Raw genomic sequence first — 14,226 nt, forward strand, 5'->3', positions numbered from 1 at the left:
GGCGCATCATACCACCTGTGGCCATGGAGCTCATGCGGGGAGGTTTTTTGTCCCTCTCCCTTACAGATCAACGCCAACCGCTTTCGGCACGATACCGGAGGTCATCACCCCCCACTTCTTGCCATCCACATACAGAGGCACGTAGATCACCAGTATGACATTGGTGGTGCCCGGCAGAATGAATGTCCCCATACTCAGGTAGTCACACTTGCGCAGGTTCTCCAGCTCCCGGCCCCGAACCGTAATACGCTTGTGCACGCTGCGGGCGGCATCCACCTTCGGGTCACCGGTCATGGGCTGGGCACTGGCGCTGCGGGCGATGGCCAGGTAACCATTGTGGTCTGTAGGCAGGGTGTAGATGATGCCATCCTTGCCACCCAGATCCCATTCATCCAGCAGGGGCTGGATACGCTTGCCCAGGGCATCGGCCCAACTGGTGTCGAACTTCTGGCCGCCGGTGCCGGAAATTTCCCGGTAGTTGAAATCGAACAGGTTGTACCCCTCCCTGCGGAGGTTCTCCATGATCTCCTGGAGCTGGTCTCGCCGGGTAAACAGCTTGTTAACCATGCCCTCCAGGGGGCCCTCGCCCAGGTTGAACCGACACAGTGCCTGCAACACCAGGTTGGTGTTGTCCCGCAGGGCGTCGGCCTGGGTGAAGATGTTCGACATGCCCTCCAGGATCTGATCGCTGCTGTCGCGGATCGCCGTGGCATGGCTGTGGGTCTCGGTGTTGGTGGCAGTGAGCTGCTCCAGGGAACTGCTCACCATCAGCAGGTCCTCATGGGCCCGGGTGAAGTCGTCCACCATGGTCGTGAACTGGGACGCCGCGCTCTTGACGGATTCCCCGGCCGTGGCGCTCTGGGTCATGATTGACTGGGCCTGGTTGCCGGCGCCGGACATGGCATTGATCATGTCATCCAGCAGGCCGCCGATCTGGCTGGCGGACTCACCCACCCTCACGGACAGGTTGCGCACCTCGTCGGCCACCACCGCGAAACCGCGCCCCTGCTCACCGGCACGGGCCGCCTCGATGGCGGCATTCAGGGCCAGCATGTTGGTCTGCTCGGAGAAATCCTGCACCGTACCCAGGATCTTCTGGATCTGGTTGGAGGACTCATCCAGCCGGGCGATATTCTGCTGGAATTCACCCATGGCGTTATTGATGGTTTCCACCTGGAACCGTGCCTCTTCCAGCTGCTGGCTGGAGTCCTTGGCCACCTCCAGGTTGCGGCTGTTCATCTCGGTAATGGTGGAGGTACGGCCGGAGACATCCTGCAGGGCAGTGGTGGTTTCATCGCTGGCCAGAAAGATCTGTTCAGACAGTTTCTGCTGACCGGATGCCTCACGGTTGGCCAGCTCGGCCAACAGACGGCTGCGGGCGGACGACAGCGAAATGCTGATGCTCTGGTGCTGGAAGTCCAGGATCATGTCCCGCAGTCGCTTGTTGAAGTCCCTGAGCGCCCGGGCTTCTTCCGAATCATCGCCTTCGGTCAGGCTCTCGGAAATATCAATCTGCTGACCCAGCGCCAGTTCGAACACCCGGCTGATGCCCTGGTCCTGGCGGGCACGCACGCCCAGGTACCAGGCCAGCACAAGCACAATGCCACCCAATACCACGGCAACGGTGGCCAAGGTGGCGGTTCCCAGCCAGGCGACGGCGATCACGAGCGCGGCCTGCAACAGGATCAGCAGGATGGCCGTGGGTGTGGGCAGCCAGCGATGTGGACTGGCCGGCTGGTCGGTGGCGGCGGCTCCTGCCTGGGACATCGTCTGGGCACTGGCGGACGAAGATTGCATGCGAATACCTCCCTGCACGGCAGGATATTGTGTGCGCTGATGGTTTTATCGTTATTGTCTGTCGTTACCGTAAAGCGACAACCAATCCGGCTTTACTATCGTTATGAGCCTATTGAGCCGGCATTCTTAGAACGACTGTTTGGATTATTTTTGTAATGCAATTGCAAACCCGGGCTTGCAATTCAGCCAGCCCACCACGGCACAGGACGCTACCAACTGCCGGTGTTCTCCATGCTGGCCCATGGTTCCTGTATCGGCAGCGGCTCGCCTTTCTGAAGCAGTTCCACGGAGATACCGTCCGGTGAACGCACAAACGCCATGCGACCATCCCGGGGCGGGCGATTGATGGTGACGCCGTTGTCCCGCAGGTGCTGGCAGAGCCCATAGATATCGTCCACCTGGTACGCCAGATGTCCGAAATTGCGGCCACCGGCGTACTCTTCCGGGTCCCAGTTCCAGGTCAGCTCGATCATCGGTGCCCGTTCTTCCCGTGCCCGTTGCTCGTCCTCCGGCGCTGCCAGGAACACCAGGGTAAAGCGCCCCTTCTCCACTTCCTTACGGTTGATTTCCTTCAGCCCCAGCAGGTCACAGTAAAAATGCAGGGAGTCGTCCAGGCTACTGACGCGCACCATGGTGTGCAGGTATTTCATGTCGGCCTCCAGAGATCATGGGTGTATCCGGTCAGTATAACGACCTGAAAGTGACGCCACACCCACATCACCCCGGAGAGTGTCCAGTGGCGTAACTTACAGCCTGGTAAATTGCCAACCCTTCGATTTCAGCCTCTCCGGCTCTGGGGCAGGATAGCCCCTCGGTGGGAGCAGGATGTCCCCGCCTCACAGGAAAGCAGGAGCCTACAGGCAGCCTCCACGGCTGTCGTGTGCTCCCCCAGGAATCTGAACCGGCTCACAGGGAGAACATCATGACTATCCGCACGGCATTCCGAACCCGCGTTATCCAGGGCTTCACCCTGCTGGCCCTGTGCACTGGTGCCCTGCTTGTCAGCCAGGCCGGCGCCCATTCCACCCTCAGTGACATCACCAACGAAGGCGAGGAAAAGGTCACCCTGCCGGTGATACCGGAGAGCAAGCTGATCATCCACGCCACCAGTGGCATCGACAAGAGCACCAACGAAGGCACGGTACAAAGCCTGCCCCTGGCCGTGTTCCTGACCCTGATGACACCGGAGGAAGTGGTCGACTGGTACCGGAAGGAACTGCCGGACTTCACCATCCTGCAAAACGACAGCGGCGAGCATGTACAGATACTGCAAAGCGCCGGCGATGATACCCGCATTGACGGGCCGGACACCTACCGGATTCCCAACATTCGCATCCAGCCCACGGATGCCCGCACGGCCACCCACATGGAAGGCTCCAGGACCATGCTGCAGGTGTATTACCAGCCAGCGCCGGAGTCCGAAGAAGCGTCCGACGGTGATTCCTGAACCCTGGAACGGCGATTGTCTGAACTGGACATCCGGGAACTGTCGATTATTGTCAGTGTCAGTGCAGATACATTCCCTGACCGGAGACCGTCATGGCAGACCAGTGGTCACTGACGCGACGTCGCCTGCTACGGGGCCTGGCGGCCGCCGCCAGTCTGTCCGCCCTGCCCCTGTCACTGGCCCGGGCCCGGGAAGGCGGCCCGCTTACCCGTCCACTGCCCGGCCGCGACATCACCCTTCCGTCCGTCGGGCTGGGCACCTGGATCACCTTTAACGTCGGCAACAACCAGCGCCTGCTGGACAACTGCGTCGATGTGATGGCGGCCTTCTTCGAGGATGGCGGCGCCATTATCGATTCCTCCCCCATGTACGGGTCTTCCCGGAACACGGTCGGATACGGCCTCAACAAACTGGATGCCCGGGACCAGGTATTCTCGGCAGACAAGATCTGGACCCGCGGCGACGACGGCCGCCGCCAGAGCCGGGAATCCGCGGAGTTATGGCAGGTGGACCGGTTTGACCTGTTGCAGGTGCACAACCTGGTGAACTGGCAGGCCCACCTGGATACCCTCAAGGCCATGCGGGATGAAGGCGCCGTACGCACCATCGGCATCACCACTTCCCATGGTCGTCGCCATCGGGAGATCGAACAGGTCATGACCTCGGAGCCCATCGACTTCGTGCAACTGACCTACAACCCGGTGGACCGTGAGGCCGAGGATCGCCTGCTGCCACTGGCAAGGGAGAAAGGCATCGGCGTGATCGTCAACCGTCCCTTCCAGCGGGGTGCGCTGACCGAACGACTCGCCAGCGAGCCCCTGCCCGACTGGGCCACGGAGGTGGATGCCGGTTCCTGGGCGCAACTGATCCTCAAGTTTATCCTCAGCCACCCCGCCATAACCTGCGCCATCCCGGCGACCACCCGGGTGGATCACGTCCGGGAGAACCTGGCCGCGGCCCGCGAGCCCCTGCCGGATCCGGACCTGCGTCGACGCATCAGCGACACCATCCGATCCCTGTGATGGACACCCTGCTCAGCTACCATCCCCAGGACTTCCTGCTATTCTCGCCCCGGGTCTACTGGGCCCTGGTGGCGGGCAATAACGTTAGCTGGTGGTGGCTGGCGCTGCTGGCCCCCGTGGCCGGCCTCTTACTGGCCTGGCAGCTCGGACACCGTGGCGATAAACGGCACGGACTGGTATTTGGCGGTATGGGTCTGGTCTGGTGGTTCGTCACCTGGTCTTTCCTGTGGCAGCAGTACCGGGTCATCAACTGGGCCGTGGATTGGGCCATTGTGCCCTTCGTCGCCATGGGAGGACTGTTCCTGCTGTTCGTCCTGAAAGCCGGAGAGCCATTGTCCCGCCTCCATCGGCACTGGGCAGGCCTGCTCCTGGTGGTCTGGGGCACCCTGATCCATCCGCTGGGCTTCCTGCTGGACCAGCGCGGGGTGCAGGCCGCGGATACCTGGCTGCTGTTTCCGGACCCGCTGGCGATCACCACCCTGGGCGTGGTACTGGTGACCCTGGATGGCTGGCGGCTGGCGCTGGCAATACCTGTACCCCTGTTGTGGAGCCTGATCGGCGGCATCACCCTGCTGGGCCTGGGCTCCCCCATTGGCTGGGCGATGCTGGCAGCAGCCGTCATCGCCTTGCTGGGCGCACTCCCCCTGACCAGAGCCGGTCAGAGCCAGCGCGGCACCTGCTGACGATACCGGCTGTAGGGTTCGCCGTAGTGGGCGGCCAGCGCGGCTTCCTCTTCCAGCGCCTGACGACGGATCACCCACACACCCACCACCAGGCAGACCAGGGAAAACAGGCTCGGCAGGGCCAGGAAGAACCCGAACTGCCCCAGCATAATGGCCAGGAACAGCGGGTTTCGGCTACGGGCATAGGGCCCCGAGGTAATCAGGTTGGGCGCATGGTCCAGGTCAATGCCCGAACGCCAGTCGGCGTGCATGTAGGCCTGCAGGTAACTGGCCAGACCAAAGGAAACCAGCAGGGTGGCCACCCCCGGAAGCAGGACCACCGGTTGATAGAACCCGTCGAAGATTCCCAGCCAGGGGTCAATGGGCCAGACCATTCGCACCAGGCATACCACCAGGATGGTGGCCCGGAACCCATTGAACAGGTGGCGGTTCCACCAGGTGGCGCTACCCGTTTTGCCGTAGTTGATGTGACTGAAACCCAGCCGGGCATACAGGCCCAGGGCACGACAGGCGAACAGGATACCAATCAGGAGAAAGAAACTGCCGAGGAAGTGCCGTGTGAAGAGTTCTGCTGACATGGATGGGATCGGGTCCGGTACGCCTTGAAAGAAATCCAAGCGTACCGGACCGGACGTCACCGGGAAAGCTCATTACCCCCCCTTCCCCGGCAGGGAAAATCTACCGCATACCCATACAGTTGGCATAGTAGGTGGTAGTGGCCGGCCAATCGGAGAAGATGCCGATCACGCCCACGTCCCGGGCCAGCACATCCACCACGGTCAGCATATCGCCGTCATTGTTGATGGCGTCGGTGACGGTCTGGTAGTACCAGCCGCCGCCATTGGCCAGCGGGCCGCTACGCTCCAGCGACCAGGCAATCATATCCAGGCCGGCAACGCTCGCATTCTCGGCATACTCGGACGGCACGATGTCCTGGTGACCATTGAGGGTGAGCATTTTCCAGATGGCCGGGGCAATGATATTCACGCCCTGGGCCTTCAGGCTTTCCATATAGGCCAGTGAAGACGTTTCCGGGGTGATCGGTTCCTGGTCCAGGAACACCGCCTGACGACCATACGCCGGGGTCTCGTTGACCCAGAACAGCACGTCGTCCAGCAGAAACGACTGCGGCCAGACATCCCGGGGATCGACACCGGCGTCGATATAGTCCTGGATCATCTGGCGGGCATAGTCCTGCTGGGTGTAGTCGCCCTCATAGGGCATGTCGACCACCGGGGTCTTCAGTTCCGGTGTCATTTTCACGCCCAGGGCCTTGAACAGTTCGATGCTCTCCTGATGACTGAGCAGGGTGCCACGGCTGGCGTAAAGATCGGTGCGCCAGTCGGCGGTACCGCCCACGTATTCTTCCGGCGTGGTGGCCATGGGGTTGTAGGCGTCCATCTTGCCTTCCAGGGACTTGAACTCTTCCAGGGTGATATCGCTGGTGCGGCATTCCGCCTGGGCCGGGGTACCGGATGCCGGGTCCGCCGGCACGAACGGCTGGGTACACTTGGCGTTCAGCTCGGGGATGGTGACGATATTGGTGGTGGTGTGCAGGTCATTCTGGGCATGGCGGCACACCAACTCACGGTCAGCGGTGAAAGCCACGTCACACTCGACGATACCCGCTCCCATACGGGCTGCGGCCACGTAGGATTCCATGGTGTGCTCCGGGAACTGCAACGGCGCGCCCCGATGGCCGATGGAGAAATCCGTGCGGCGCATGCGACGGTTCTCGCAGCGCTCCAGCTTGTCCTTCAGCCAGCCATCGTCCATATCATCCACCAGCCAGTAGGGCCGGGGACCGACCTGGACGTTGCCGTGGCCACTCCGCAGGTCCCGCTTCAGTTTTTCGAACTTTTCCTGAAGCCGTTCCAGGCCGGGGGGCAGGTCGCCTTCGTGCTGCCACCCCCTGGCGGAGGCAGACAGCGGCAGTGAAACGGCAACCACCAGTGTGGTCACCGCAAGAACAGACGAACCAAATTGTTTGAGCTTCATAAACCACTCCCTAGTTGTTCCGTGAAACCTGTGACATGACAATGCATGCTCACCCAGTGTTCATGGCATCCGTGACAAGGGTATGAAGCCCCCGTGACCAGAGGAGCAGTCTGTATGGTCCCGGTCAGCTGACCGGTCGACGGTCACCGTTAACAAAGTTGGCCACAAACACCGCCTGACCATACTGCTCAAAAGCCCATTTCATGGTGTCGGACAGCACCCGCATGACCTGGTCGTACTCGCCGAACACCTGGGTGCTGATGCGATTGGCATGGACCTCCAGACCGCTGCGCTGGAGGCGATCAATCACATCCCTGATGGGGGGCTTGTGGTTGTCGGTAAAGGGATAGAAGCTGAGTTGCACGGACAGGTACATGACTGTCTCCCTGTGGGTTTGCCGTTGAATGGCTTACCTGAGACTAGCATAGCTTATCAGCTCAGCATTCCAGGGCGGTTTCCTCAAAGCCGTTGTCCGGATCGCGGTAGCGGATGCGGGTGGTGTTGAAGTTCAGGTCCACAAACAGGTGACAGTAGTACTCACCGTGGCGCCAGGCCATGGCCACACTGGACTGGTTGGAATAGTTGAGTTCGAAACGTCCGTCAAACGCCGGGTACTGGCTGCGGAAACGCATCAGCGTCAGCAGCCGTTTCACCACCGGCTGCGCCATGGCCTCATCCGCCTCGTCCATGGAATAGAAATGCCGGTTGATGTCCCGCAACTCGCCGGTCGCCTCCATCAGTTCCTGGTCGTTGCAGCCCGCCATCAGCCCCACATAGTAGACCTGCGGAATCCCTGGCGTGAAAAACTGGATCGCCCTTGCGGCAATATAGGCATCGTCATTCTGCATCAGGGCGTCATAGAAGGTGCAGGTAAGCTGGTAGATGGAGCCGACGCTGTGGATATTGGCGGCGGACCGTCGCAGGATCGGGTCAGCACTGCGGGCGTCAATGTTGTCAATCAGGTCCTGGATCTCCCGGGGCGGCAGCACGCCCTCCACATCGGGAATGCAGATGCCGTCGTGGGTATCCAGCACAGTGATCTGGTTGCGGGGGCACATACGCAGCCAGTTCTTCAGGTATACGCTGTTGGCCGCCAGCAGGGAGTAGAGAATCAGCGGCGGCAGCGCAAAGCCATAGGGGTGCATGTTGCGCCGGCCGATGGCGTACTGGTAGCTGGTGTGGTCGTGGACCTCCGGCAGGCATTCGGCGCCATGGTGCTGGGCTGTCTCGTTCACCCATTCGAGGATGCGGTACACCTCCGGTTCCACCAGGAAGCAACTGGTGCCAATGCGCTTGGTGGTGTAGCCAAAGGCATCCAGTCGCAGCAGCTTGATGCCCTTGCTGGTAAGGAAGTGGATGTAGTGCTCCATCAACTCGTAGGTCTTGTCGGACTCGTAGTTGAGGTCGATCTGGCGCTCGGTGAAGGTGCACCACACCTGGCCTTTGCTGCCATCGGCAAAGGTCACGTCACGGAATGGTTCCTTCTCCTTGCGGATGTGGATCTTGGCCAGGTCGTCGGCGCTGATCTCCCCGAAGGTGTGCACATGGACGAACAGGTCGGCATACTCAGACTCGTAGCCGTGCTTCACGAAATCCAGAAACTCCGGTGACTCGTCGGAGATGTGGTTCACCGTCAGGTCCGCGCAAATATCGATATCCTTCGCCAGCCGTTCGATATCCGACCAGTCACCATAGGCCGGGTCCACCTCGGTGTGGGTCAGGGGCGAGAAACCGCCGTCGGCGTTTGACGGGTAGAACGGCAGGATATGGGCGCCGCCGATGGCGCCCTCCAGGTGGCGGTCGATAAAGGTGCCCAGGTCCGCCAGGTTACGACCGATCCGGTTGGGGTAGCACATCAGTTGTACGGCATTACGCAGGCTCATTCACACTCCCCGTTGTTGGTTGTCCGGGCGCTTTCAGGCCACGGATGTCAGGGGTTTTGGGCGCTTACCCTCACTGGCCAGCCGCCGCTTTCGACCGTTTCCCACCGCTTCCAGGAACTCACGGCCCCACAACTCAATGTCATAGTAGCTGACCACCTCGAACCCCTTCTGCAGGCGGTCCTTCGCCTCATCCTTCTGCATGGCCAGGGCCAGGTAGCAGGTACGGGCCATTTCCACCGGATCGTGGGGATTGGTCAGCAACGCGCCCCGCAGCTCCGCCGCCGCTCCGGCAAATTCCGACAGCACCAGCACACCGCGTCCGTCGGTCATGCCCTGGGTGGCCACGTATTCCTTGGCCACCAGGTTGAGTCCGTCACGCAGCGGGGTAATCCACATCACGTCCGCCATGGCGTACCAGGCCACCAGTTCCTCGAACGGGAAGCCCCGAAAGAAAAACTGGATCGGCGTCCAGCCCACCCGGGCGTACTGACCGTTAATGCGGCCAACGGCCTGCTCGATATCCGTCTGCAACTGGCGGTAGATGGTCATCTCCCGGGCCGCCGGCACGCAGACCGTCATCAGGGTGACCTTGCCCACCAGTTCCGGATGTTCCTCCAGCAGCCGGCCAAAGGCTTCCAGCTTTTCCAGGATGCCCTTGGTGTAGTCCAGCCGCTCCACCGACAGCACCAGCCGGATATTCCCCAGTTCGTTACGCAGGTCCGCCATGCGTTGCTGCACCTTCGGCTGCTCCAGGGCCTGGCCGACCCGGTTCAGATCCAGTCCCACCGGGTGCGCGCCCAGGCCTATCTCCCGGTCATTGACGCGAATGGTGGTGGTCATCTCGTCCAGCCCCACGGCGCAGCCATAGGTGAGGAAGCGTGGCGCACAGCCGGTGCGGTCGATCACTTCCAGGGGCGTCACGCCCCGGGCCACGTCCACGAAATTCTCCGCCTGGCGGGGGATATGGAAGCCGATGTAATCGCACTGCAGCAGGCTGCCGACAATCTCCCGGCGCCAGGGCAGTACGTTGAACACATCGGCCGAAGGGAAGTAGGTGTGGTGGAAGAAGGCGATGGTCAGGTCCGGGCGCAGCTCCCGCAGGAACGCGGGCACCATCCACAGGTTATAGTCATGGATCCAGACCACGGCATTCTCCGCCGCTTCCGCCGCCGTGCGCTCGGCAAACAGGCGGTTCACCTTGAGGAACACCTGCCAGTGGTCCTCCCGGAATGACGCTCGCTCCCAGAAGGTGTGCAGCGTGGGCCAGAAGGCCTCCTTGGAGAACTGCTTGTAGAAGATATCCACGTCTTCCTTGCTGAGCCGGACCCGCGCTGCCCGCAAACGGGCATAGCGACTGGTGTCCACCTCGGTGTGGGTCTCGAAGGCGCCCAGCGACGGCTCATGGACCGACCAGGCCACCCAGGAGCCCGCCTTGCCGTCGGCAAAGAAGCTCAGCAGCGTGGGAATGATGCCGTTGGGCGAGGTGGGACGGCGGCGGACCAGGGTGCCGTTTTCCACCACTTCCTCGTAGGGCAGGCGGTGGTAGACGATCACCAGGTCAGACTTGCCCGGTTTGAGGATATCCCGGGCCTCGGCCGCCAGCCCCCGGGGCCCCAGAAAACCGAAGTGGCCGATGGCCTCCAGGATGCCACCGCAGCCACTGAGGGTCGCATGGTAGACCCGGGCCCGGCTCTCGGTGGCGTCCAGCAGGGCGGGTTCCGATTCACCCACACATACGCCGATAAAGCCCTGCTCGTACATGGACAGGTCATTGAGGGTATCGCCCGCCACCAGTACGTTCTCCGGGTCCACCCCCAGGTGTTCCACCAGGTCCCGCAGGGTACGCCCCTTGTTCACCCCCGGCGGCAGCACGTCCAGATACTGACCGGCGGAATAGAGCAGATCGCAGGACAGCTCCTCCACCGCCGCACGCACCTCATCGGTCACCGCGTCCGGCTCACACAGGAAAGAGCATCGACGTTCCTGGGGCACCTCCTGCCGGCTCAGCCCCTCGAAGGCCGTCATGATGTCTTCCACTACGTGCTCCCCGGGCCAGCGCTTTTCGATCTCCGCCTGGATCTCGATGATCGGCTGCTGGGTCTCACCTTCCACCACGGTACAGCCCACATCGCAGATGATGTAGTCCGGCTGCGGCAGGGTCGGGTCCGACAGCAGTGGCAGCACCGACTCCAGTCCGCGACCGGTGACGTAGATCAGGGTCAGGTCAGGATGGGTGGAGATAAGCTGGTAGAGTTTCAGGCGATTCTCCGGATCGCCGGCGAGAAAGGTTCCGTCCAGATCAGTGGCAAGTATCACGGTCACTCCCGGCCTCAGGGCCTCGGTTGCATGGTGTGTCCTTACCTGGACAAGTGCAGGTTCTGTGCCGGTGACCAATTTTTCACCGGCTTTTCAGAGACTAGGCCAGGACAACCTGCGTTATCTGTGGTCCACGACCGGAGAGCGCACTGATTCCGCACCAGCATGGTGCAAAGCCGATATCCGTGCGTGTGCCCGTTCCTTGACCCGGTTGAAGCAGGCTATATAGTGACGGATTCGCCTGATGGCCAGCCCCATTCAAGGAGATGTAGTCGATGGAAGACCAGAGCCAGTTTCGCCTGCTGTCCGAGCGACGGTTCCTGCCCTTTTTCCTCACCCAGTTCGCCGGTGCCCTGAACGACAACCTGTTCAAGCAGGCACTGTTGCTACTGGTCACCTTCAGTGCCACCAGCGTGCTTGGCATGTCCCTGGACATGCTCTCCAATCTGGCCGGCCTGCTGTTTATCCTGCCCTTCTTCCTGTTCTCCGGCATTGCCGGCCAGGTGGCGGACCGTTATGAGAAAGGCACGGTGATCCGCTGGATCAAGCTGGCGGAGGTGCTGATCATGGGGCTGGCCGCCGTGGGCGTATGGCACGGCTGGTACGGGGCGCTGCTGTTGCTGCTGTTCCTCACCGGGGTGCAGTCGGCCTTCTTCGGGCCGGTGAAGTACGCCATCCTGCCCCAGGTGCTGCGGGACAAGGAACTGGTGGGCGGTAACGCGCTGGTGGAGATGGGCACCTTTATCGCCATCCTGCTGGGTACCCTGCTGGCCGGTGTGCTGACCAAGTTGGAATCCGGCCAGCAACTGGTGGCCATTGGGCTGGGCCTGCTGGCCGTGGTCGGGCTGGCATCCGCCCTGATGATTCCCAAGGCGCCCCCTGCCGCTCCGGACCTGAAGGTCAGCCTGCATCCACTGCGGGAAACCTGGCGCCTGATGGCCATTGCCAGGGAGAACCACAATGTCCTGCTGAGCGTGATGGCGATCTCATGGTTCTGGTTTCTGGGGGCGGCCTACCTGGCCCAGTTCCCCAAGTTTGCCCAGACCCACCTGATGGGCGACGAGACCGTGGTTACCCTGCTGCTGGCGATCTTCACCGTGGGCATTGCCGCCGGCTCCATGGCCTGTGAGCGGCTGTCCGGCCACCGGGTGGAACTGGGCATCGTGCCCATCGGCTCCTTGGGTATCAGCCTGTTCGGCATCGACCTGTACATGAACATGCCGGACCAGCCGATTCCGTCGGACTGGTGGATGATCCTCACCGACGGTTACTACCGCCAGGTGGCCATCGACCTGCTGGCCATCGGCTTTTTCGGCGGCCTGTTTATCGTGCCGCTCTATGCCTTCGTGCAGCAGCAGACCGTACCGGACAAGCGAGCCCGGGTGATTGCGGCACTGAACGTGTTCAATGCCCTGTTCATGGTGGTCAGTGCCCTGATGGGCATCCTGATGCTGGTGGTAATCGGCATCTCCATTCCCGAGTTCTTCCTGGTGCTGGCCATCATGAACCTGGTGGTAGCAGCGTTCGTGTACCAACAGGTACCGGAATTCGCCCTGCGCTTCGTGATCTGGGTGTTGTCACACACCCTCTACCGGGTGAAGCACCACGACCTGGATCGCATACCGGAGGAAGGCCCGGTATTGCTGGTGTGCAACCACGTTTCCTACATGGATGCCCTGGTGATTGCCGGTGCCGTGCGCCGCCCGGTCCGCTTCGTCATGGACCACCAGATCTTCTCCACCCCGGTGATCGGCGGCTTCTTCAAACTGGCCAAGACCATTCCCATCGGCCCGAAAACCAGGGTACCCGAGATCTACGACGCCGCCTTCGACCGAATCGACGAGGAACTGGCCGCCGGCAATGTGGTGTGTATCTTCCCGGAAGGCCGGTTGACCCGGGATGGCGAGATCGACACGTTCAGACCCGGTGTGGATATCATCCTCGAGCGGCGCCCGGTACCGGTCGTGCCCATGGCGTTACAGGGCCTGTGGGGCAGTTTCTTCAGCAACTGTGGCGGACCGGCATTCCGTCACCTGCCGAAGCGTTTCTGGTCGAAGATCCACTTGCGGGCCGGTGAGCCGGTGGCCCCGGAACAGGCCTCCGCTCCCGTGTTGGAGGAAAAAGTACGATACCTGAGGGGTGATGCCCGCTGACGCCTGGCCCAGCAGGCTGTGCGGTAGAAAGCGCGTAGATTCCTAACCCTGCCCCGGCCAGATGGATGGCACCACGAAGGTTCGCGCCGTCTCATGCCAGAAACCGGTATCCGGGGCCTGCTCCAGGGCCGCGAACAGGCGCGGGCGACGGTACTCCTCCACACTGGCCAGCACCGTTGATGACAGCCCCGCATCGGGGGGCTCCTGCTGCCACCAGGGGCCCAGCCAGTGGGGCTTGTGCAGGGGCACCCAGTGGCGGGTGTCCAGCGTGCGGGTATCCCCATGGTAGAGCCAGTGGCCCCGCAGGTGATTCCCGGGTACAAAGTCCGGCAGGCTGACCATGTCCCCGGTCGGGTAAAACAGGTAACCGGGGATAAATACCCGGGGCATCACCGGCTCGTCCACACCCAGGTCCGCCAGCAGCGCCCTCGCCTCAGGCAACGTGCCCAGGCGGCTCTGGTGCTCCAGCAGTCGCCCGACCTTGAGGTCCAGCCGGTCGCGACTGTTGGGCCCGAACCAGCGGGTGTCCGGCCCCGGATAGCCCAGGTAGAACTTCACCGCAATCTCATGGTGTTCCACCGCCCCGGTGTGGGGATTCTGTACCACGAAGTCCAGCTCACCCAGGGTGCGACCGGCGGCGTCCCGCACCTGCAGGTTCTTCGCCAGCAGGGGCCAGCCCAGCAGTTCCGTCAGCATGCATTCATAGAGCCGTTCGAAGTAGTATCCCAGGCGCGGATGGGCGGGTTCCGTGAGGGATGCCGGGCGGCTCTCGGGGTCGGTGGCCCAGCCCGCCAGCCTGGAAGGCCAGTCGTCCGGCAGGTGGTCACGCAGTGGAAAGGTCTCCGGACTGTCCAGCAACTGCGGGGCCTGGCACAGCCAGGCTAGGTGGTTGGCAGGGCGCCAGGGCTCACTCATGGGGTTCCCCAA

At 62.2% G+C, this 14,226-nt stretch carries 12 protein-coding genes; 4 read left to right on the forward strand and 8 right to left on the reverse strand.

Going from position 1 to position 14,226, the window contains the following annotated elements; all coding sequences use genetic code 11:
- Positions 1 to 60: 60 nt before the first annotated feature.
- Both ACJO3T_RS04225 and ACJO3T_RS04230 read right to left on the reverse strand, forming a co-directional pair.
- On the reverse strand, positions 61 to 1,797 hold the full coding sequence (locus tag ACJO3T_RS04225; RefSeq protein ID WP_406965908.1) for a methyl-accepting chemotaxis protein: 1,737 nt from the start codon (positions 1,795 to 1,797) through the stop codon (positions 61 to 63).
- A gap of 209 nt (positions 1,798 to 2,006) precedes the next feature.
- The gene (locus ACJO3T_RS04230) at positions 2,007 to 2,447 is read right to left on the reverse strand and encodes a VOC family protein (RefSeq protein ID WP_406965906.1); all 441 of its coding nucleotides are present in this window, start codon (positions 2,445 to 2,447) and stop codon (positions 2,007 to 2,009) included.
- 272 nt (positions 2,448 to 2,719) lie between these two features.
- Here ACJO3T_RS04230 and ACJO3T_RS04235 point away from each other — a divergent pair, with 272 nt between their 5' ends.
- The 3 genes from ACJO3T_RS04235 (at position 2,720) to ACJO3T_RS04245 (ending at position 4,949) form a co-directional block, all read left to right on the forward strand.
- Entirely contained in the window at positions 2,720 to 3,244 is a 525-nt protein-coding gene (locus ACJO3T_RS04235) for a hypothetical protein (protein ID WP_406965905.1), read from the forward strand.
- Between the two features lie 92 nt (positions 3,245 to 3,336).
- Positions 3,337 to 4,266 (forward strand): aldo/keto reductase, encoded by a 930-nt coding sequence (locus tag ACJO3T_RS04240; protein ID WP_406965904.1) that lies wholly within the window; start codon positions 3,337 to 3,339, stop codon positions 4,264 to 4,266.
- The gene (locus ACJO3T_RS04245) at positions 4,266 to 4,949 is read left to right on the forward strand and encodes a DUF6064 family protein (protein ID WP_406965902.1); all 684 of its coding nucleotides are present in this window, start codon (positions 4,266 to 4,268) and stop codon (positions 4,947 to 4,949) included. The genes ACJO3T_RS04240 and ACJO3T_RS04245 overlap by 1 nt, the downstream gene beginning before the upstream one ends.
- On the opposite strand, the gene ACJO3T_RS04250 is transcribed toward ACJO3T_RS04245, so the two are convergent.
- The 5 genes from ACJO3T_RS04250 to ggpS form a co-directional block, all read right to left on the reverse strand.
- Positions 4,925 to 5,527 carry a methyltransferase family protein gene (locus tag ACJO3T_RS04250; RefSeq protein WP_406965901.1) on the reverse strand — a complete coding sequence of 201 codons (603 nt, stop codon included), beginning with the start codon at positions 5,525 to 5,527 and terminating at the stop codon, positions 4,925 to 4,927. The genes ACJO3T_RS04245 and ACJO3T_RS04250 overlap by 25 nt on opposite strands.
- A 100-nt stretch (positions 5,528 to 5,627) precedes the next feature.
- Positions 5,628 to 6,947: a glycerophosphodiester phosphodiesterase family protein gene (locus tag ACJO3T_RS04255; protein WP_406965900.1), complete on the reverse strand. Its 1,320-nt coding sequence runs from the start codon at positions 6,945 to 6,947 to the stop codon at positions 5,628 to 5,630.
- 124 nt (positions 6,948 to 7,071) lie between these two features.
- Complete coding sequence (locus ACJO3T_RS04260; RefSeq protein WP_406965898.1) at positions 7,072 to 7,323, reverse strand: hypothetical protein; 252 nt, start codon at positions 7,321 to 7,323, stop codon at positions 7,072 to 7,074.
- A 61-nt stretch (positions 7,324 to 7,384) separates the two neighbouring features.
- Positions 7,385 to 8,830, reverse strand: a complete 1,446-nt coding sequence (gene gtfA / locus ACJO3T_RS04265) for a sucrose phosphorylase (RefSeq protein ID WP_406965897.1) — start codon at positions 8,828 to 8,830, stop codon at positions 7,385 to 7,387.
- A 33-nt stretch (positions 8,831 to 8,863) separates the two neighbouring features.
- The gene (ggpS, locus tag ACJO3T_RS04270) at positions 8,864 to 11,146 is read right to left on the reverse strand and encodes a glucosylglycerol-phosphate synthase (RefSeq protein WP_406977878.1); all 2,283 of its coding nucleotides are present in this window, start codon (positions 11,144 to 11,146) and stop codon (positions 8,864 to 8,866) included.
- A 275-nt stretch (positions 11,147 to 11,421) separates the two neighbouring features.
- Between ggpS and ACJO3T_RS04275 the strand changes: the two genes are divergently transcribed.
- A complete protein-coding gene (locus ACJO3T_RS04275) occupies positions 11,422 to 13,299 on the forward strand; it encodes an MFS transporter (protein WP_406965895.1) in 1,878 nt (625 codons plus the stop codon).
- 42 nt (positions 13,300 to 13,341) lie between these two features.
- Here ACJO3T_RS04275 and ACJO3T_RS04280 read toward each other — a convergent pair whose 3' ends face one another.
- A complete protein-coding gene (locus ACJO3T_RS04280) occupies positions 13,342 to 14,214 on the reverse strand; it encodes a DUF1853 family protein (RefSeq protein WP_406977880.1) in 873 nt (290 codons plus the stop codon).
- Positions 14,215 to 14,226: the final 12 nt, after the last annotated feature.

Source organism: Marinobacter shunpengi (assembly GCF_045449715.1).
Taxonomy (GTDB): Bacteria; Pseudomonadota; Gammaproteobacteria; order Pseudomonadales; family Oleiphilaceae; genus Marinobacter.